General features: G+C 75.4%; 19 protein-coding genes. 8 read left to right on the plus strand and 11 right to left on the minus strand.

The window, feature by feature from the left end; all coding sequences use genetic code 11:
• Window positions 1-97: 97 nt before the first annotated feature.
• A complete protein-coding gene (locus tag ACFVZH_RS06535; protein ID WP_384893880.1) occupies window positions 98-562 on the plus strand; it encodes an RICIN domain-containing protein in 465 nt (154 codons plus the stop codon).
• 24 nt (window positions 563-586) lie between these two features.
• On the opposite strand, the gene ACFVZH_RS06540 is transcribed toward ACFVZH_RS06535, so the two are convergent.
• On the minus strand, window positions 587-1,588 hold the full coding sequence (locus ACFVZH_RS06540; protein WP_384893882.1) for a class I SAM-dependent methyltransferase: 1,002 nt from the start codon (window positions 1,586-1,588) through the stop codon (window positions 587-589).
• Window positions 1,589-1,724: 136 nt separating this feature from the next.
• Window positions 1,725-2,660, minus strand: a complete 936-nt coding sequence (locus ACFVZH_RS06545; RefSeq protein WP_384893884.1) for an AraC family transcriptional regulator — start codon at window positions 2,658-2,660, stop codon at window positions 1,725-1,727.
• 121 nt (window positions 2,661-2,781) lie between these two features.
• On the opposite strand from ACFVZH_RS06545, the gene ACFVZH_RS06550 reads away from it, so the two are divergent.
• On the plus strand, window positions 2,782-3,645 hold the full coding sequence (locus tag ACFVZH_RS06550) for an NmrA family transcriptional regulator (RefSeq protein WP_384893886.1): 864 nt from the start codon (window positions 2,782-2,784) through the stop codon (window positions 3,643-3,645).
• A 103-nt stretch (window positions 3,646-3,748) separates the two neighbouring features.
• Here ACFVZH_RS06550 and ACFVZH_RS06555 read toward each other — a convergent pair whose 3' ends face one another.
• Both ACFVZH_RS06555 and ACFVZH_RS06560 read right to left on the minus strand, forming a co-directional pair.
• A complete protein-coding gene (locus tag ACFVZH_RS06555; protein ID WP_384894277.1) occupies window positions 3,749-4,483 on the minus strand; it encodes a class I SAM-dependent methyltransferase in 735 nt (244 codons plus the stop codon).
• Window positions 4,484-4,538: 55 nt separating this feature from the next.
• Window positions 4,539-4,844, minus strand: a complete 306-nt coding sequence (locus ACFVZH_RS06560; RefSeq protein ID WP_384893888.1) for a 4a-hydroxytetrahydrobiopterin dehydratase — start codon at window positions 4,842-4,844, stop codon at window positions 4,539-4,541.
• A gap of 93 nt (window positions 4,845-4,937) precedes the next feature.
• Between ACFVZH_RS06560 and ACFVZH_RS06565 the strand changes: the two genes are divergently transcribed.
• Complete coding sequence (locus tag ACFVZH_RS06565; RefSeq protein WP_384893890.1) at window positions 4,938-5,744, plus strand: helix-turn-helix domain-containing protein; 807 nt, start codon at window positions 4,938-4,940, stop codon at window positions 5,742-5,744.
• Here ACFVZH_RS06565 and ACFVZH_RS06570 read toward each other — a convergent pair.
• Window positions 5,734-6,150, minus strand: a complete 417-nt coding sequence (locus ACFVZH_RS06570) for a hypothetical protein (RefSeq protein ID WP_384893892.1) — start codon at window positions 6,148-6,150, stop codon at window positions 5,734-5,736. The genes ACFVZH_RS06565 and ACFVZH_RS06570 overlap by 11 nt on opposite strands.
• Window positions 6,151-6,409: 259 nt before the next feature.
• Here ACFVZH_RS06570 and ACFVZH_RS06575 point away from each other — a divergent pair, with 259 nt between their 5' ends.
• The gene (locus ACFVZH_RS06575) at window positions 6,410-7,618 is read left to right on the plus strand and encodes a low temperature requirement protein A (protein WP_384893894.1); all 1,209 of its coding nucleotides are present in this window, start codon (window positions 6,410-6,412) and stop codon (window positions 7,616-7,618) included.
• Window positions 7,619-7,730: 112 nt separating this feature from the next.
• Here ACFVZH_RS06575 and ACFVZH_RS06580 read toward each other — a convergent pair whose 3' ends face one another.
• The 3 genes from ACFVZH_RS06580 to ACFVZH_RS06590 all read right to left on the minus strand — a co-directional run bounded on the left by ACFVZH_RS06580 (window position 7,731) and on the right by ACFVZH_RS06590 (window position 11,660).
• Window positions 7,731-7,883 (minus strand): hypothetical protein, encoded by a 153-nt coding sequence (locus ACFVZH_RS06580; protein ID WP_384893896.1) that lies wholly within the window; start codon window positions 7,881-7,883, stop codon window positions 7,731-7,733.
• A gap of 1,083 nt (window positions 7,884-8,966) precedes the next feature.
• Complete coding sequence (locus ACFVZH_RS06585) at window positions 8,967-11,135, minus strand: phage holin family protein (RefSeq protein WP_384893898.1); 2,169 nt, start codon at window positions 11,133-11,135, stop codon at window positions 8,967-8,969.
• A gap of 120 nt (window positions 11,136-11,255) precedes the next feature.
• Window positions 11,256-11,660 (minus strand): hypothetical protein, encoded by a 405-nt coding sequence (locus ACFVZH_RS06590; protein WP_384893899.1) that lies wholly within the window; start codon window positions 11,658-11,660, stop codon window positions 11,256-11,258.
• A gap of 136 nt (window positions 11,661-11,796) precedes the next feature.
• Between ACFVZH_RS06590 and ACFVZH_RS06595 the strand changes: the two genes are divergently transcribed.
• Together ACFVZH_RS06595 and ACFVZH_RS06600 are read left to right on the plus strand one after the other, a co-directional pair.
• Entirely contained in the window at window positions 11,797-12,576 is a 780-nt protein-coding gene (locus ACFVZH_RS06595; protein ID WP_384893901.1) for an MBL fold metallo-hydrolase, read from the plus strand.
• Window positions 12,577-12,593: 17 nt separating this feature from the next.
• Window positions 12,594-13,382, plus strand: coding sequence for a DedA family protein (locus tag ACFVZH_RS06600; protein ID WP_384894279.1), 789 nt, complete (start codon window positions 12,594-12,596; stop codon window positions 13,380-13,382).
• Here ACFVZH_RS06600 and ACFVZH_RS06605 read toward each other — a convergent pair.
• From ACFVZH_RS06605 to ACFVZH_RS06615, 3 genes are all read right to left on the minus strand, one after another.
• Window positions 13,362-14,513: an MBL fold metallo-hydrolase gene (locus ACFVZH_RS06605; protein ID WP_384893903.1), complete on the minus strand. Its 1,152-nt coding sequence runs from the start codon at window positions 14,511-14,513 to the stop codon at window positions 13,362-13,364. The genes ACFVZH_RS06600 and ACFVZH_RS06605 overlap by 21 nt on opposite strands.
• A 70-nt stretch (window positions 14,514-14,583) precedes the next feature.
• On the minus strand, window positions 14,584-15,816 hold the full coding sequence (locus ACFVZH_RS06610) for an aminotransferase class I/II-fold pyridoxal phosphate-dependent enzyme (protein ID WP_384893905.1): 1,233 nt from the start codon (window positions 15,814-15,816) through the stop codon (window positions 14,584-14,586).
• Window positions 15,817-15,898: 82 nt separating this feature from the next.
• Complete coding sequence (locus ACFVZH_RS06615; protein ID WP_384893907.1) at window positions 15,899-17,125, minus strand: sulfite oxidase; 1,227 nt, start codon at window positions 17,123-17,125, stop codon at window positions 15,899-15,901.
• Between the two features lie 176 nt (window positions 17,126-17,301).
• Between ACFVZH_RS06615 and ACFVZH_RS06620 the strand changes: the two genes are divergently transcribed.
• Both ACFVZH_RS06620 and ACFVZH_RS06625 read left to right on the plus strand, forming a co-directional pair.
• On the plus strand, window positions 17,302-17,820 hold the full coding sequence (locus tag ACFVZH_RS06620) for a GNAT family N-acetyltransferase (RefSeq protein WP_384893909.1): 519 nt from the start codon (window positions 17,302-17,304) through the stop codon (window positions 17,818-17,820).
• A 90-nt stretch (window positions 17,821-17,910) separates the two neighbouring features.
• Window positions 17,911-18,747 (plus strand): methyltransferase domain-containing protein, encoded by an 837-nt coding sequence (locus ACFVZH_RS06625; RefSeq protein WP_384893911.1) that lies wholly within the window; start codon window positions 17,911-17,913, stop codon window positions 18,745-18,747.
• Window positions 18,748-18,965 lie beyond the last annotated feature (218 nt).

The raw sequence follows: 18,965 nt of genomic DNA on the forward strand, positions 1-18,965 counted from the left end.
TACCCGGGACGTAGAGTCGGTGACGGCCTCGCGGGGGCCACCCCGTGGCCCGTGCGCCGCGCGTCCAACTGACGGGTGAAATGAAGGAGTCGGTACGGTGAGCGGTGCTCCGGGACCCGTCGAGGAGGGCCTCTACCGGGTACGGAACGTGGCCAGCGGGCTGCTGCTGGAGGTGTACCAGGGGTCCAGCCGCAGCGGCGCGAACGTACAGCAGGGCACCGAGAACGGCAGCGCCGGACAGCACTGGCACATCACGCCCGTGCCGAACGGCGGCGGCCTCCACCATCTCGTCAACGCGGCGAGCGGGAAGCGGCTCGACGTCGCGAACGCGTCCACGGAGAACGGCGCCAACATCCAGCAGTGGAAGGCGAACAACTTCGGCGCGCAGGAGTGGATCATCGAGCAGGACCTCCAGTCGCCGGGGACGGTGGCCCTGGTGAGCTTCGTCAGCGGGCTGTTCCTGGAGGTCGCCGACGCGTCGCGGGAGGACGGCGGCAACGTGCGGCAGTGGGAGGACACCGACTCCCCGTTCCAGTGGTGGCGACTGGAGCCGGTGTCCTGACGTACGGCGCCGGGCGCCGCGCCGTCAGCCCTTGCGGGCGGTGTGGACCGTGCGGGCCGTCAGGTGGAACAGATCCGTGCGGTGGTGCAGGGACAGCGCGTCCGCCGGGTCGAGAAGCCGGTCGAGCGTCGCCTTGTCGTCCGCGTCGAGCCGGCCGGCGCAGCCCTCCCGCAGGCGTGTGTAGTGGGCCACGGCCAGCTCCCGGACGACCGGGGACACCGGCGCGGGGACGTCGGTGAGGAAGGTGCGGGTGCCGGCGGGGGTGAGTCCGGCGCCGGCGAGGAGCGCCCGCCAGTCGTCCGGCTCGTCCTTGGCGTCGGGGAGTTCGGCGCGCATCTCGCCGAACCAGTCCGCGTGAGCGGCGTCGAGCCTGGCCTCCAGGCCCGGCCGGCCGATCCCGATGTGCCACGGAAGATGACGGGTGGGCAGCCCGCCCTCGACGAGGACCATCAGGCCGCCGGGGTTGAGCAGTTCGGCGAACTGCGCGAGCGCGGCGCCCTGGTCGCCCATGTGGTGCATGGAGTTGCCCGCCCAGATGAGGTCGGCACGCCCCAACGAGCCGATCGCCTCGGGGAGTTCGGCGTGCACGGTGCTGACGCGCGCGCCGATTCTCCGGACCTCGGCGCGCGCCTGCGCGAGGGCGAGGAGCTCGGGTGATCCGTCGACGGCGACCGCCTCGGCGGCCGGGAACGCCTCGGCGAGCAGGCTGGTGACCACGCCCGGGCCGCTGCCGACGTCGAGGATCCGGCGTACCCCCGGCACCGCGGCGAGGGTGCCGAGCCAGGCGGCGGCGTCCGCGTAGGCCGGGCTCGCGATCTCGGCCTGCAGTTCCAGGAGCGAGGCCAGCTCGTTCCAGTCCAGGTGCGTGCCGTCGTGGTGGTGACCATGCCCGTGCCCGTGCCCTGCGGTGTGGCGGTGTCCGTCGGTGTGCGGGCTGCCGTCGGTGTGCGGGCCGGCGTCGGTGTGCCGGCCGCCGTCGCCCTCGCCGTGCGAAGGGCCGTGCTGGGATGCGCGATGCTGGGTCATGGCCCCAGCGTGCGACGAGGCGGACCGGAGCGCGAGAAATGTTGCCGGTACGGCAAACCGGTCCCGTGGCCGGTGGACCACGGGCCTCGCGCCTCCGGTCGCGGACCGCAGGTCCAGGGCCCCGACCCCGGTGCCGTCACTCCCGGGCGGTCCGGTGTTCCTGCGGGCTGATCCCCCGGACCCGCTTGAAGGCGGCGCTCAGGGCGAAGGCGCCGCTGTAGCCGACCCGCCGGGCGACGGCCTCCACCGTGGCGTCCGGCTCGCGCAGCAGGTCGGCGGCGAGCGCGATCCGCCAGCCGGTGAGGTACGCCATCGGCGGCTCGCCGACGAGGGTCGTGAAGCGGCGGGCGAGCGCGGCCCTGGACACGCCCGTCTTCGCGGCGAGCGAGGCGACGGTCCAGGGGTGGGCGGGGTCGTTCTGGAGCAGTCGGAGCGCCTGGCCGACGACCGGGTCGCCCATGGCCCGGTACCAGGCGGGGGCCTCGGCGCCGGGCCGGGCGAACCAGGCGCGGACGGCGGCGATCAGCAGCAGGTCGAGGACCCGGTCGAGGACGACGCTCTGGCCGGGCTCGTCACGGGAGATCTCCTCGTCGAGGAAGGGCATGAGGGGGCAGTTCCACACGTCCGCGGGCAGGTGCACCAGCGTCGGCAGGGCGTCGAGGAGCCGGCGCCCGACCTCGCCGTCCATCAGGTAGGTGCCGACGAGGACCGTGGTGCCGCCGTCGGGGGCGTTGCCCCAGGTGCGGACGCCGAGCCGCATGGACTGGGAGAGGGGCTCGCCGGTGAGGGTGGTGCAGGTGCCGTCGGGGCCGATCCGGGCACGGGGCGGGGCGTCGGGGGTGTCGGCGACGGTGTACGGCTCCGGGCCGCGCGCGATGGCGATGTCCCCGGGGCGCAGGAGGACGGGTTCCCCGGTGTCGGGGACGATCCACGCCTCGCCCTCGGTGACGCACATCAGGCAGATCGGGGCCTCGTCCTCGATCCGCACGGACCACGGCGGCTCCATGATCATGCGGAGGAGGAAGGCGCCCTTGGCGCGTGGCCCGTCGAGGAGTCCGGCGAGTGCGTCCATGGTCCGCAAGGGTAGAGCGTGCGGGCCCGTGAGACGGAGGCGTAGGTCCGTGAGACGGAGGCGTAGGTCCGTGAGACGGCGGAGCATGGGCGACGGCGCCCGTGGGCGGGAGTCTTGAGCCATGACGACGCACACGCAGAACACGCAGACCGCACCCACCGCCCCCGCCGCGACGGTCCTGGTGACCAGCGCCACCGGAAAGACCGGCCGGCGGGTGGCCGAACGGCTCGCGGCGCGCGGCGCGACGGTCCGCGCCGGGTCGCGCACCGGAGCGACGCCCTTCGACTGGGAGGCCCCGGAGACCTGGGCCCCCGCGCTGCGGGGCGCGGACGCCGCGTACGTGGCGTACTACCCCGACCTGGCGGCCCCGGGCGCGGTCGAGGCGATGGAGACCTTCGGCCGACTGGCCGTCGAGAACGGCGTAGGGCGGCTGACCCTCCTCTCCGGTCGCGGGGAGCCCGAGGCGGTCCAGGCGGAGGAGTCCCTGCGCGCGGCGGCCTCGGGAGCCGAACTGACCGTCGTACGCGCCTCGTTCTTCGCGCAGAACTTCTCCGAGGGGCTCCTCGCGGAGGGGGTCGCCGAAGGCGCGGTCGTCTTCCCCGCGGGAGACACGGCGGAACCGTTCATCGACGCGGACGACCTCGCCGACGTCGTCGTGGAGACCCTGACGGCGGACGGTCACGCCGGCCGGGTGCACGAGGTGACGGGCCCCCGGCCCGTGGCCTTCGCCGAGGTGGCGGCCGAGATCTCCCGCGCCTCGGGGCGCCCGGTGGCCTACCTGCCGGTCTCCGAGGCCGACTACGCCGCGATGCTCGCCGGTTTCGGCCTGTCGGCCCCGGAGGCGGAGTGGCTCGCCGCCCTGTTCGCGACGCTCCTCGACGGCCACAACGCCTCCGCGACGGACGGCGTGAAGCGGATCCTGGGCCGCGAGCCGCGCTCCTTCGCCGCGTTCGCTTCGGAGACCTGGGGCGGCCCGGCGGCCTGAGCACGCTCGGGGCGTGCCCCCGCGCCACGGTCCGGGAACGGTCGGGACGCGGCCTGTCGAGAGCAGGCTTCGGCCCGGCCGATCCTGGCCGCGGTACGGGAGTTCAGCCGCGCCGGACGAAGCGGGCGAGCCGGTAGCGCGGGTCGGCGCGGGGGCGGTCCTGGTCGGGGAGGGCCGCGAGGGAGGCGGCGAGGGCTTCGATGTCCGCCGCGTCCCCGCGGAACCAGGAGGCGTAGTAGCCGCCGCGCAGCTTACGGAGGGTGTCGCGCGGGGAACTGCCCTGGCCGTGGCCGGTGAAGTCGGCGCCGGGGGTGGGGGCGAGGCCGTGCAGGGCCGCGTGCGCGGTGATGTGGGCGGACGTGTCGGAGCCCACGTGGGCGGAGCGCCGCGGGCGGAGGATCGCGTCGATGTCGCTGCCGACGTCGTGGGCGGCGTCCTTGTCCACGGTGGCGATCAGGACGCCGCCGGGGCGCAGCACCCGGGCCGCCTCCGCGACGATCTCCGGCGCGAAGGGGACGAGATGGAGCAGCCAGACGGCGCTGACCGCGTCCACGGCGGCGTCGGGCAGCGGCAGTCGTCGCGCGTCGGCGCGCACGGTCCGGCCGGGGAGGCGTCCCTCGGCCACCCGCAGCATGGCGTGGGCGGCGTCGGCGCCGTACACGCTCAGGCCGGGCCTGACGAGCCGTTCGGTGACGAGGCCGGTTCCGCACGCGAGGTCGAGCAGGGTGCGGGCGCCGGGCGGCACGAGGGACAGGACGGCCTCCGCCGCGGCCCGGGCCCGGGGCACTCCGCCCCGGGTACGGTCGTAGTGCGCCGCCTCGGCCTCGTAGTCGAGCAGGGTGTTCGCCATGCCGGTGATCCTATGGGCGCTCCGGCGGGTGGCCGACGGGTGGTCAGTGGGCGCCGTGGCCGGGGGCGATCCCTTCGACGCGCTCGGCGAGTTCGAAGTCCTTCTCCGTGACGGCGCCGCCGGCGGAATGGGTGTTCACGGAGAGGGCGACGGAGTTGTAGCCGAGGGTGAGGTCGGAGTGGTGGTCGAGCTCCTGCTGGATCCGGGCCACGTGGACGACGAGGGCGGTCGCGGCGAAGTGGTCGGCGAGCCGGTACGTGCGGGAGAGGCGGTCGCCGTCGGCGGACCAGCCCGGAAGCTCCCGCAGTCGGTCCTCGATCTCCTTCTGCGACAGCGGCTGTGTGGGCACGGCGGTGCTCCCTCCGGTCGGGTGGTGCGGGGTGACGGACAGGGGCCCTGGGGGAAAGGTACCCGGGGTCCCCCTCTGGGATACCGTCTGGCCATGACGACTGTCGTGAGCGACACGGGTGTGGGGGCGTTGCTGCGCGGGTGGCGTGAGCAGCGGAGGCTGAGCCAGTTGGAGCTGGCGCTGCGTGCCGACTCGTCCGCGCGGCACATCTCGTTCGTGGAGACGGGCCGGTCCCGGCCGAGCGAGGAGATGGTCCTGAGGCTCGCCGAGCACCTGGACGTGCCGGTGCGGGAGCGGAACGCGCTGCTGCTCGCCGCCGGGTACGCCCCCCGGTACACGGAGTCGCCGCTCGACGCCCCGCGGCTGGAGACGCTGCGGGAGGGCATCGAGCGGCTGCTGGAGGGGTACGACCCGTTTCCCGCGCTCGTGGTCGACGGCTCGTACACGGTGGTGGCCGCCAACCGGGGCATCGGGCTGCTCCTGGAAGGGCTGCCGGAGCACCTGCTGACGCCGCCCCTGAACGCGATGCGGATCACCCTGCACCCCGAGGGTCTGGCCCCCCGGATCCTGAACCTGCGGGAGTGGCGAGGACACCTGCTCGCCCAGATGGAGCGTCAGATCGCCCTGGCGCGTTCGGAGTCGCTGCGTGCGCTGTACGAGGAGGTGGCGGCGTATCCGCTGCCGCCGGGCGCCGAGGCCGACGACTCCCCCGCGGAGGAGCCGTATCCGTACTTCGCGCTGCCGATGAGGATCGCGCACGACGGGCAGGTCCTGTCGTTCGTGTCGTCGATCTCGACGTTCAACACCCCGATGGACGTGACGGTCGCCGAGCTGGCCATCGAGACGTTCCTCCCGGCCGACCCGGCGACGGTCGCGTACCTCCGGTCGCTCAGCGCGTAGCGGCCCGCAGCGCCGCCCACTGGAGGCCGGCGAACCCGGCGACGGTGGCCGCCTGCATCGGCGTCCACAGCAGGCCCGCGGTGGTCGGCTCCAGCCAGGCGACCAGGGCGACGACGCTCAGCACGGCCCACAGCACGTTGGCGTCCACGACCGCCTTCACGGCGAGCGCCGACGGCTCCGGACGGCTCGCCAGCCAGGCCACCCCGGCGGCGAACGCCGTGAGGAACAACCCGAGTTCGAACAGCAGGCCCGCGTCCACCCCGAGCAGTTCCCCGAGGGGACCGGACGCGGCCAGGTACGCGATCCCGTTGGCCCCCGTCACGACGGCGTCGAGAGCGAGGAACCGACGCACCGCCGACTGGGGCCGGGTGGTGCGGGCGAGACCGGCGAGCAGAGCCTGGGACATGACGGATCACCCTCCAAGGGGGACGTTCGTGCTGGTCGTGGACCCGGAGCCCGGTCGGAGTGCGCCGCCCGGGTTCCGGTGTCCACGAGCATGCCGTCCACCGCCCGGGGGGTCGATTACCCCGGAGGTAAGGAAGTCCGGGGCGGGGCGTGATGCCTTACGTGGTGCCGGAGTTCGGACAGCGTGCCGCCGGCGGGCGGCCGTGGGTATTCTTCGCGCCGGGGTGGCCGGGACCGGTCCCCCGGAGGGGGAGACAGCGATGGCGTGGAACAGGGAACGGGCCCGGATGGTGGCCACCGCGGACGACCACAAGGTGACGCCCGCGGAACTCTTCTTCGACCTGGTGTTCGTGTACGCGATCACGCAGGTCACGGCCCTGATGGCGGCCGCGCCGTCGCCGGTGCGGATGGTCGGCGGCATGGTCGTGCTGGCGCTGCTCTGGTGGTGCTGGTGCTGCTTCGCGTGGCTCGGGAACGTCGTACGGGCCGACTCCGGCGCTGTGTTCGCCGTCCTCGTCACCGTGATGGCCACGGTCCTGATCGTGTCGCTCGCGGTGCCCCATGTCTTCGCGGACACGCCCGGCGGGCTGTCGGCGCCCCTGCTCTTCGTACTCTGCTACGGGACGGTCCGCATCCTCCACCTCACCTCGTACTGGATCTCCAGCCCGGGTGACCCCGGCCTGCGCGCCACCCTGCGGCGCACCGCCATGGTGTCGGTGGCACCGCCGCTGGTGCTGCTGCTCATCGGGAGCGCGTACAGCGGCCGCATCCAGCTCCTCCTGTGGCTGGGGGCCGTGGCCATCGACTACGGCGGCGTCTACGTCACCGGATCCTCCGGCTGGCGCGTCAACTCCCCCGGTCACTTCGCCGAACGCCACGGACTCATCGTCATCATCGCGCTCGGCGAGTCCATCGTGGCGATGGGCGTCGGCGTCTCCGACTTCCCCCTCACCTACGCCGTCCTCGGCGCCTCGGCCGCCGGACTGCTCCTCGCGGCCGGGCTGTGGCGGCTGTACTTCCGCCAGCTCGGCGAGGCGGCCGAACACCACCTCACGTCCCTCGACGGCGACGACCGCACCCGTTTCGCCCGCGACGTCTACACCTTCCTGCACCTTCCGCTGGTCGCCGGCGTCGTCCTGTGCGCGCTCGGGATGAAGAAGGTCCTCCAGCAGGTCGCCGACACCGGCCACTACGGTCTCGCCGAACCCCTGCACGGCGTCGTGGCCTGGTCGCTCACCGGCGGTGTCGGCATCTTCCTGCTCGGCGCCGCCGCCATCGTCCTGCGCACCTCGGGCCGCCGCCCCACCGCGCTCGCCGTCGGCGGCGTCTGCTGCCTCGCCGCCGGCCCGGTGGTCGCCCTGGTCCCCGCCCTCCTCGCCCTCACCGCCCTCGCCACCGCCGCGGCAGCCCTCGTCGGTCTGCACTCCCGCCGCACCGCGACACCCGTCGGGGCACCGGAACCGGCCTGAACCCGGCCCCTGCCCTGGCCCGGGTCGGCGCGCCGGACCGCCCGGCGGTCGACGAGTGCCGGACGCGGGGCCCGGCCCGACCCTGAACCCGGCCGGACGCGGGCCCGGTGGTTCAGCGGGGCGGGTTCTCGCGGGGTGCGCGCGACTCGGGGGCGGGAGCGGGTGCCGGGGCGGGCGGTTCGGCCGTGGAGCGGTCGGCGCGCTGGGCGCGCGACGCCTCCGCTCGCAGGAGGGCCTGAAGGACGGCATACGGGTCGACGGGCATGACGGAACTCCTCGCGGTGCGGGGGATGGTGACGTCGTTCGGCTGCGAAGGCACGTGCCTCTCAGCAGCGCATCACCACGCGCCGGAGGGCGTCACCGCGCGGAGCGGGGACGTCGGGAACGGGCGTCCCCCGGCACCCGCGGGCGCCATGCGGCCGGAGTCCGGTCCTGTCCGGGCGCAGCCCCCTGCGATGCCGACGCGTCCGGCCGGGGAGCCCGGCCTCGGTGGAGGCCAGATCGTGGGTCTCCCCGCCCGGGTCGGAGGCAGGAGAGGCAGGAGAGGCAGGAGAGGCAGGGGAGGCAGGGGAGCCTGGCGAGACGGGAGATCCCGGGGGAGCCGGGGAGCCCGGGGAAGCCGGGGAGCCCGGGGAAGCCGGGGAGCCCGGAGGGACCGAGGATGCCGGAGGGATCGGAGATCCCGGGAAAGCCGGAGATCCCAGAGGCACTGGGGAGTCGGGGAATGCCGGCGGAGCCGGAGGTCCCGGGGAGACCAGCGAGCCCCAAGAGACCGGCGAGACCGGCGGAGCCAGGAAAGCAGCGGAGGCGGAGGCTGTACGAAGCTCGGCGCCCCCGCCGGACAGGGCAGCCGCGGCCCCGGCGCCGAACAGCGCGGCGAGGACGAGGAGCAGCGCGATCCAGCGGTGCCGGGCCCGCTCCGGGCGCACCCGGCGCCCCGCCGGGGAGGCGGGTGCGGCGGTCGGTCCGGACGCGGGGCTCACGGAGATCCGTACTGCCCCGTCCGGGTGCCCGGGCGGCGGTCGGGACCCGAGTTCCGCCCGGGCGGCCTACAGCGGGGGCACCGGATTCACCGCCCCGGCGGTGGAGTGGGGGGACCGGCCCCGCAGGGGCCAGGGGCCCGGCGTCCGACCCCACCCGGGGGCCAGAGGCAGAGGGCCTGCGTCCCCACCCACCCGGGCCGCGCCCGGCATCCGACCCCGCCGGGGCCAGAGGCCCGGCGTCCGACCCCACCCGGGGCCAGGGGCCAGGAGTCCGGCGTCCGGCCCCACCGGCGGCCAGGGCCCGTTGTCCGTGGTCGTCGCGCGCGCCGTCGGTGGGCCGGGATCACCGTGGGCGGGACGAGGAGTCAGTGGTTGGTGTCCGGTACGACGGGGTCGTCGACGGGCAGAAGGGGTTCCGGTGCGCTCGCGGGTGGGGAGAGTTCCAGCGGCACCTGCGGGCCGGAGGACTCGCGGAGCCAGCGCCGCAGTACGTGGTGCACCCGCTCCGCGCCGACCAGTTCCTCCCCCGTGTCGACGGGCGGCGAGAGGTCCGGCGGGGACAGCAGGAAGGGGTGGGACTGCTCGCCGCCGAGCCCGCCGTGCGAGCCGATCTGCTCCTCGAAGGCGTGCACGGTGCCGGTCGCGGGGTCGTACATCGAGTTGACCATGATGTCGGCGACGTGCGGGAACCCGTCGGTGCGCCGTACCGCCGCCGCCGCGCCCCGTCCGAAGACGGCGAGCGGCCCTCCGTCCACGAGTTCGTCGACCGGCACCTCGACGCCGTCGCGGGCCAGCACCACGGAGCCGTGCTCGGCGCTCGCGACGAGCACGAAGCCGATGCCCGGATGGTTCGCGAGGGTGCGCAGGAGCGCCGGGTGGCGCCGTTCGATCTCCTCGCGGGTCATCCGGTGGGGCACGTCGGGGAAGGAGACCAGGCCGAGGTTGCCCGAGGCGAGGACCAGCGGTTCGGACGGCCGCGCGGGCAGCTCCCGCGCCGTCTCGACGGTCTCGTCCACCGGCCGGTGCAGGGCGCTGCGCAGGGCGTCGCGGGCCGCGTCCCGCGCCTCCGAACCTCCCCCGGACTCCGTCAGGGGGTGCCCCCAGCGGGTGCGCCGCACCCGGCGCGGCACGGGAAGCCCGCACCCGGCCCGTACGAGGTCCTTGAGCGTCAGCCCGTACGCCCCTTCGAAGGTCTCGCCGGGGCTCTGCCCGTGGTCGGAGAGGAGCACGATCCGGTACGGCCGCGGGGCGTGCTCGGCGACGGTGGCGATGAGCGCGATGGCGCGGTCGAGGCGGCGCAGGACCTGGTCGGTGTCGCGGCCGTGCGGGCCGGAGTGGTGCGCGACCTCGTCGTAGGCGACGAGGTCGGCGTAGACGGCGGTGCGTCCGGCCAGCATGTCGCCCATCACGGCGGAGACGACGACGTCCCGCTCGACGACGGTGGCGAAGGCGCGGACGAAGGGGTACGTGCCGCCGCGCGACACCCTCGGGGTCTCGCGGCGCAGCAGGGCCCGGGTCGACTGGTACATCTCGCGGACGCACTCGGTGACGAGCGATCCGGCGGTGCGGACGGCGTTGGCCGGATCGGAGAAGTACGCGAAGTAGCCGGCCCGGGAGCGGTTGCGCCTGCCGCGCCGGGCGGCCATCGACAGGACGAGCGCGAGCTGGTCGGCGCCGCCGCTGAAGAGGTTGCCGCGGGAGGCGCCGTCGACGGTGAGCAGTCCGGCGTCGCCGGTGCGGCGCACGGCGCGTCGCTGGAGTTCCACGGCACTGGCCGGACGGTTCGACACCATGAGCCGGCCGGTGTCCTTCTCGTACCAGCGGAAGGCGGGCACGTCCTCGTTGGAGCCGTGCAGGATGCCGAGCTGGCTGGCGCCGGTCTGGCTGGACCAGTCGGTCCGCCAGGGGGTGAGCCGGTGGCCGGTGTCCAGCCAGTCGGCGACGGTCGGCATGAGGCCGTCGGCGACGGCGCCGCGCAGCACGTGGTGGCCGACGCCGTCGAGCTGGAGGAAGACCGTCCCGGGGTCGGCTTCCGGCGGGTCGCCGGGGTCGCGCGGCCGGGTGCGGCCGGTGAGCCGGTAGAGCCGACGGCGGTAGGCGTCGTCGTCGCGGACGGCGAGGGCCGTGGAGGTGGCGGAGGCGACGGCGGACATGACGGCGGCGACCACGACGGCCGTCTCGGGGTCGGCGGCGCCTCGCCCGTCGGGGATCAGCCAGAGCGCGACGAGCAGCATCGAGCCGTTGAGGAAGAAGACGAGCAGGCCGAGGACGAGGGCCGGGACGAGCAGCAGGGCCCGGACGATCAGCGGCCACACCAGCGCGCCGAGCAGACCGAAGGCGCCCGCGGCGGTGGCGGCGGTGAGGGCCGTTCTCGTGAGGCTGTCGCCGTCGGCGGACTGGAGCTCGAAGTCGGGCAGCAGCCCGGCGAGGGCCAGCATCGTGAGGGTGGACACCGCCCAGACCGCGACCACCCGCGCCACTGTCCTGCCCGCGGACCGCCAGCGTTCGGCGCCACCCCATCGCCCGTCACCCACGCCCGCTTCACCTTTCGCCCGTTACCTGCCCCAAGCGTGGCACAACGCCCACGACGGGGCCGGTGAACGGGTGACGGCGGGCTGCCCGGGTGTGTCAGGTCCGCGTCGGCCGGCGGCGGGTCAGGAGCCGTCGTAGCCCGCGGTCGGCATGGAGAGCCGCCGGTGGACACCGGCCTTGGCCGCCGCGTCATAGGCCGGTTCGTCGGGGCGGACGGTCTCCACCCGCACCCCGCGCCGCTCGCACTCGGCGCGGAATTCGGGCACGGAGGTCAGCGCGCGGGCGAGGACCCGTTCGTTGGCGGCGACGAAGAGGTCGACCGCCCCCGCCTCCACGTCCGCCCACAGGGCCTCGTGGTCGGGCCGGATGCCGTAGAACAGCAGCCGGCGGGCGACCACGTACCCCATGTCGTCGGCCCAGCGCGCACAGATCGCGTGCTGGCCGCGCGTGTCGACAAGGAAGGGGTCGCTGTCCAGCTCTTCGAGCGGGGTGAGGCTGGCGATCGCCGCCACCCGAACGTCGTCCATGGACCGACCCTACTGGGGAACCGGACGGCCGAACATCCTCCGGAGCACGCTCCGGACATTTACCCTCGTTAACGGAGTTACGGAACGGCCGCGGACATCGGGCGCGGCGGCCGCGGCCCCGAGGACGGAAGGCGGCATGCCGGTGGAGGTCACCTGGTGGGGTCACGCGACCTGCACGGTCGAGGACTCCGGGGTCCGCTTCCTCACCGACCCGCTGTTCGCACGCCGGCTCGCCCATCTGCGCCGTCGGCGCGGCGCCCTGCCGCCGCCGGGGGCCGCCCGCGCCGAGGCGGTCCTCGTCTCGCACCTGCACGCCGACCATCTCCATCTGCCCTCGCTCGCCCTGCTCGCGCCCGGGACACGGATCCTCGTGCCGCGCGGGGCGCCCGCCGCCGTACCGGGACTGCGCAGGCTCGGCGCGAACGGGCTGCGGCTGACCGAGGTGGAGCCCGGTGACACGGTGACGGTGGAGGGCGTGACGGTACGGGCCGTTCCGGCGCTCCACGACGGGCGCCGGCTGCCGGTCGGGCCGCACCGCGCCCCCGCGCTGGGGTTCGTCGTCGAGGGCGAGGCACGGACGTACTTCGCCGGGGACACCGGCCTGTTCGACGGGATGGCGGACGCGGTGGGGCCGGTCGACGTGGCGCTGCTGCCGGTCGGTGGCTGGGGTCCGTACCTCGGGCACGGCCATCTCGACGCGGCGCGCGCGGCCGAGGCGCTCGCCGCGCTCTCCCCCGCGGCGGCGGTGCCGGTGCACTACGGCACGTACTGGCCGATCGGGCTCGACGGGGTCCGGCCGCACGAGTTCCACGCCCCGGGGGACGAGTTCGTGCGGCACGCGGCGCGGCTCGCGCCGAAGGTGGCGGTGCACCTGCTCGGCCACGGCGAGCGGGTGCGCCCGGAGGTCGCCCGGTGATCGGTGGGTTCACCGGCATGGTCACGGCGGTGCGGGAGCTGCCGCCGGAGTCGACGCAGCAGGCGGTCGGTTATCCGTCGCTGTTCCTGCTGGTGGCGCTCGGCGCGCTGGTGCCGATCGTGCCGACCGGTGCGATCGTCAGCTCGGCCGCGGTGGTCGCCTTCCACCAGACCTCGCCCGTGGCGCTGCTCCACGTCTTCCTGGTGTCCGCGAGCGCGGCGTTCCTCGGCGACACGGCGCTGTACTGGCTGGGGCAGCGCGGGATCCGCTCCCGCAACGGCTCGCGGTGGCTGGCCGCGCTGCGCGGCCGGGTCACCCCGGAGCGGCTCGCCCAGGCCCAGGAGCGGCTCGAGACCCATCAGGTGTCGGTGCTCGTGCTGTCCCGGCTGGTGCCGGCGGGCCGGATCCCGGTGATGCTGGCGTGCCTGCTCTCCGGGATGCCGCTGCGCCGGTTCGTCCGCGCCGATGCGGCGGCCTGCCTGGCCTGGGCGGCGACCTACCAGCTGATCGGGATCCTGGGCGGCTCGCTCTTCCCCGAGCCGTGGCAGGGGGTCGTGGCGGCGATCGGTCTCACCGTCCTGGTCAGCGCGGTCCCGGGGCTGTGGCGGCGGATCCGCGGTACGCGCCGGACCGAGGGCGGACGGGCCGAAGGCGAGCGGGCCGCGGGGGAACGGACCGAAGGCGAGCGGGCCGTGGGGGACGCCGCACCCGGGAACGGGGCACCGGAGCGCGAGGCGCCGGGGAACGGGATGCCGGGGAACAACGGGATGCCGGGGAACGGTGTGTCAGGGCACGAGCACCCGTGAGGCGCCGACCGGCAGGTCCCACAGTGCCTCGCGGGGCAGTCCGGCCTTCTCCCAGGCGGCCCGCACCCGGGTGAGGGGTTCGAGGACGGGCTCGGCGGAGAGGACGAAGGTGGCCCAGTGCATGGGGGCCATCCGCCGTGCCCCGAGGTCCTGGTGGGCCCGGACCGCCTCCTCCGGGTCGGTGTGGACGTCGCTGAGCCACCAGCGCGGGTCGTACGCCCCGATGGGGAGCAGCGCGAGGTCGATGGCGGGGTAGCGGCGGCCGATCTCGGCGAACCAGTGGCCGTAGCCGGTGTCCCCGGCGAAGTGGACGCGCCGGCCGGACCGGTCGGTCAGCACCCAGCCGCCCCACAGCGACCGGCAGGTGTCCAGGAGGGTGCGCTTGGACCAGTGGTGGGCGGGGACGAAGTCGAAGCGCACGCCGCCGAGTTCGGACGCCTCCCACCAGTCGAGCTCGGTGACGCGGTGGAAGCCTCGGCGCGCGAACCAGCGGCCGAGTCCGGCCGGGACGAAGACCGGGGTGTGCCGGGGCAGCCGTTTCAGGGTGGGGGCGTCGAGGTGGTCGAAGTGGTTGTGGCTGATGACGACGGCGTCCACGGGCGGCAGGTCCTCCCAGCGGACGCCCACCGGCGTGAGCCGGGCCGGGGTGCCGAAGATGCGCCGCGACCAGACGGGGTCGGTGAGCACGGTGAGCCCGCCGATGCGCACCACCCAACTCGCGTGCCCGGCCCAGGTGATGGAGAGCGTGTCCGGCCCGGCGGAGGGCAGCGGACCGGGTTCGAACGGCAGCAGGGGGATGTCCCGGAGCCCTTCGGCCCGGGGGCGCACGGCGCCCTCGCGGGCGAGCCGCGCCAGGGCCCGGACGCCGGGGAGCGGTGCGGTGAGCCGGTCGGCGAACGTGCGGGGCCAGTCGAGCCGGAGTCGGCCGACGGGCTGGAGCACGGGGGTGGGGGCGGGGGCCGTCGGGGGCGCGGCGACCCGGGCCGCGGCGGTGACGGGTGCGGGCCCCGTGGGCGGCGGGGCGGGCGGGGCGGGGGCCGTCGGGGGCGGGGCGGGCGCGGGAGCCGTGACGGGGTCGGGAGCGGACGGGGCCTGGGCGGCCCGGGCGGGGCGTGCCGTCCGTTCGGTCATCTGCGAGCTCCGTTCTGCGCGGCTCGTACGGGCGGGGCGGGGTGCCGTCGGGGGACGGGGGCGGGCGGGGTCACCGGAGTTCCTCCAGGGCCCCTCCGAACTCCGCCAGTTTCCGGGCGACATGGGGCAGCTCCAGGGGGTCCCGCGCGTCGAGGGTCTCGGCGCGCTCCTCCTCGGTGGCGCCCAGGAACACGACGGTGCCGAACCTGACGCGCAGGGCGCCGAGTTCGTCGCCGAAGCGGTGGCCGCCGGCGGTGGGCGCGCCGAGCCGCGCCGTGAGGTGGCTCTCCAGCTCCAGGGAGTCGGTCACGCCGCGGGCGGCGAGTCCGGACCGCAGCGGGCCGAGGTCGGCGTAGAGGTGGCGGCCGGCCTGCGGGGGCCGGGCGAGGGCCCCGGCGGAGAGGACGGCGCGGTGCGCGGCGGCGGCGAGCCGCCCGTGGACGGCGGCGGCGCGCCGGGCCCGTACGGTGACGTCCTCGGGTTCGTCGAGGGCGTGGGCGGCGGCGGGGGCCACGGGCCCCGGGACGACCGCTCCGAGGGCGGTGAGCACGTCGAGGACGCGGGCCCTGCGGTCGGTCCAGCGGTCGGCGCGGGACGGGTCGGTGGGCGGGAAGCGGGCGACGGCGCAGGGCCAGGCGGCCGGGGCGAGGGCGCCGCCGAGGTCGCTGAGGACGGTGACGTCGTCCGGGCACATCTCGGCGGGGCCGAGGAGCACGGTGTCGTGCGGGTGGTGGAGGGTGTCGCGCCAGGTCTCGTCGCTGATGATGTGCAGCCCTTCGGCGACGGCGGCCTCGCACGCCTCGCGGACGGTCTCGGGCGGGGCGACGGTGGCGGTGGGGTCGTCGGCGACGGAGAGGAGCAGGACCCGGGGGTCGCCGCCCTCGGCGCGGACCCGCCGCACGGTCTCCATCAGGGCGTACGGGTCGGGGACGCCGCCGCACTCGGCGGGGGTGGGCACGTGGTACGTCGGGCGGCCGAGGAGCCGGGCCTGCGGGGTCCACCAGGCGGGGCAGGGCCGGGGCAGCAGGACGTCGCCGCCGTGGGCGGCGAGCAGGGCCAGCAGCAGGGCGGGGGCGCCGGGGGCGGCCACCACGTCCTCGGGATGGGTGCGCAGGCCACGGCGCCACCAGTAGCCGGCGGCCGCCTCGCGCAGGACGGGTCCGCCGCCGGGCGGCTCGGGGGTGGTCCGTCCGGCGGCGGCGGCGAGGAGCCCGGCGAGCACGGGCAGGACGGGCAGACCGGTCTCGGGCGCGGGAGGGCCGTAGCGCACGGGGCCGCGGCCTTCCGGAGCCTTCTGCCGCATGTCCCGTACCTCCTGAGCGCACGGGGGCGCCGGGCAGGCACCCCCGTGCCCTTTATACGAAGGTTCGGGCGCTTCTGCCCCTTCAGGCGACGGTGACCGGGTGACGCACGACCGCGTTGAAGAGGTACCCCTGCGTGTTGTGGACGGCCCGGTCGGGCTGGGTGTTGCCGGCGGCGTCGGTGGTACGGGAGAGCAGGGTGGCGGGTCCGGTGGTGTGCGGGCGCCACGGCACGGTCCAGCGGACCCAGCCGCCGCGCCGCGGGGTGTCGAGGAGCCGGGCGTGACGCCAGTGCTCGCCGCCGTCGGTGGAGACCTCCACGCTCCGCACGGGCGCGAGGGCGGACCAGGCGCGTCCGGTGAGCCGGTGGACGCGGCCGGACTCCAGGGGGGCGCCGAAGGGCAGCTGGTAGGCGGACTTGAGGGTCTGGCGGCTGATCGGGGCGCTGCCGCCCTCGGGGTGCGCGGCGCCGAAGAGGCGGTACCAGTCGGTGGACCAGGGCGAGCTGAGCGGCCGGGTGGAGACCTCGATGTCGCCGAGCCATTTGATGGAGGCGATGCCGACCCAGGAGGGCACGACGAGCCGGACGGGGTAGCCGTGGTCGTACGGCAGCGGCTCGCCGTTCATCTCGTAGGCGAGGATCACGTCGTCGAGGGCCTTGGCGACCGGCAGCGGGCGGCGGACGCGGCCGTAGTCGACGCCGCCGGAGACGTAGGGGTCGTCGAGGCCGCGCGGCTGGAGGTCGACGGCGTCGCGGGCGACGCCGGCGCGGCGCAGCACGTCAGAGAGGCGGACGCCGCGCCAGTGGGCCGCGCCGACGGCGCCGAGGGTCCAGGCGGTGCCGGTGACCGGCTCGCCCTGCTGGCTCGTGTAGAGGCTGCGGCCGTTTCCGGCGCACTCGATCAGGGCCGTCCGGGTGACGGAGGGCAGATCGCGCAACTGGCCGTAGGTGAACGTGACGGGGCTCCGGCCGTGGAGTCCGTCGCCCCAGAGCGTCAGCCGCCAGTCGTCGGCGTCCAGGACGGGGGTCGAGGTGTGGTTGCGGACGAAGAAGCGGTCGGCGGGGGTGAGGAAGCCGGTGTCCGCGAAGCTGTCGAAGCGCGCCTCGGCGTTGGTGCCGCGAAGGGTGAAGTGTTCGGTCGGGAGCGCCTTGACGATCCCCGGCGCGGCGAGCGGCACGGCGGGGGCCGCGTGCGCGGGCGCGGCGGCGGCGAGCCCTCCGACGGCGGAGACCGCCGGGCCCGCTGCGAGCAGCTTCAGCAGGGAGCGGCGAGCGGGCGCGGGCGAGTACGGCACGGGACTCCTCGGCATGTGGGAGAGGCGAGCCACCGGGCGGCGGCGCGCCGATCCTAGGGGCGCGGACCGGGTCCGCACGGGCCGTTCACAGTGCTGCAATACATGGATTCGTCAGGTCGGTTCGCCGTCGGGCCGGGCGGGGCGCGGTAAATGCGCGGGCGGGTGCGCCGCCTTCGGGCCGAGAATGCGGCATGCCGATACGTGAAGCAGTGCCCGAGGACGCGGCGGCGATCGCCTCCGTGCACGTCAGCTCCTGGCGGGCCGCCTACCGCGACCTGCTCCCCCACGCCTGGCTCGACGCCCTGGATCCCGTGGAGCGGTCCGCCGTGTGGCGTGCGCGGCTGACGGCCGCTGACCGGCCCACGGTGCTGGTGAGCACGGGCACCGACGGGAGGCCGGTCGCCTTCTCCTGCTTCCGGGCGTGGCCGGGCGCGGACCTGGATCCCGGGACGACGGCGGAGCTGGCGGCGCTGTACGCCCTGCCGGAGGCGTGGGGTACGGGCGTCGGGCGGGCGCTCCTCGCGGCGTCCGTCGAGGCGCTCGCGGCGGCCGGGTTCGCCGAGGCGGCGCTGTGGGTGCTCGCGGGCAACGCCCGGGGGCGGAGGTTCTATGAGGCGGCGGGCTGGCGGCCGGACGGCGAGGTCGCCCGCGAGGAGACCGGCGGGGTGATGCTCGACGAACTGCGCTACCGGCGGGGCCTGTTCGACTGAACGGGTGTCCATATCTCAAGACGCGTATCTCAATATTCGGCGGCCGTGCGTACGGTGGAGGCACGCACCCACACCGAGGGAGTCGCTTCCATGACGCACGCCTCCGCACCGTCCACGGCCCACGAGACCGCCGTCTACACCCACGGCCACCACGAGTCGGTCCTGCGCTCGCACACCTGGCGGACCGCCGCCAACTCCGCGGCCTATCTGCTGCCGGAGCTGCGCGCGGGCCTGGACGTCCTGGACGTGGGCTGCGGGCCCGGCACCATCACCGCCGACCTGGCCGCCCTGGTGGCGCCGGGCCGGGTGACCGCGGTCGACGCGGCCGAGGACGTCCTGGCCAAGGCCCGCGCCGTCGCCGCCGAACGCGGCCTGGAGAACGTCGAGTTCGCCGTCGCGGACGTCCACGCCCTGGACTTCCCGGACGACTCCTTCGACGTCGTCCACGCCCACCAGGTACTGCAGCACGTCGGCGACCCGGTCCAGGCGCTGCGCGAGATGCGGCGGGTGTGCCGGCCCGGCGGCGTCGTCGCGGCCCGCGACAGCGACTACGGGGCCTTCGCCTGGTACCCCGAACGGCCCGCCCTGGACGGGTGGCTGGACCTGTACCACCGGGTCGCGCGCGCCAACGGCGGCGAACCGGACGCGGGACGTCGGCTGTTCGCCTGGGCACGGCGGGCCGGTTTCACCGACGTCACCACGACGGCCGGCACCTGGTGCTACGCCACTCCCGAGGAGCGGGCCTGGTGGAGCGGCCTGTGGGCGGACCGCACGACCGCCTCCGTCTACGCCGAACTGGCCGTGTCCGGCGGCCACACGACCGCCGATGAGCTGACGTCGATCGCGGAGGCGTGGCGGGAGTGGGGCACACAGGAGGACGCCTGGTTCATGGTCCCCCACGGCGAGATCCTGTGCCGGGTGTCCTGACGCCCGCGGCGGATCCCGGCGCGCCTCGGTCCCGGAAGAAGTCGTGGAAGCCCAGACAGTCCGGATCCTGGAACGGGCAGCCCGGATGCGGGGTGCGGTCCGGCTCCGGCGAGGCGGGCCCGGAGTCGGGGTCGGCGGAGCCGGCCGCCGCCGGCGGCATCTCGAACGCGTCGCACAGGCAGCCGCCGCAGGCGCCGGAGAACCGGGGCTCGGCATGG

The sequence above is a fragment of the Streptomyces sp. NPDC059534 genome (assembly GCF_042743475.1).
Classification (GTDB): Bacteria; Actinomycetota; Actinomycetes; order Streptomycetales; family Streptomycetaceae; genus Streptomyces.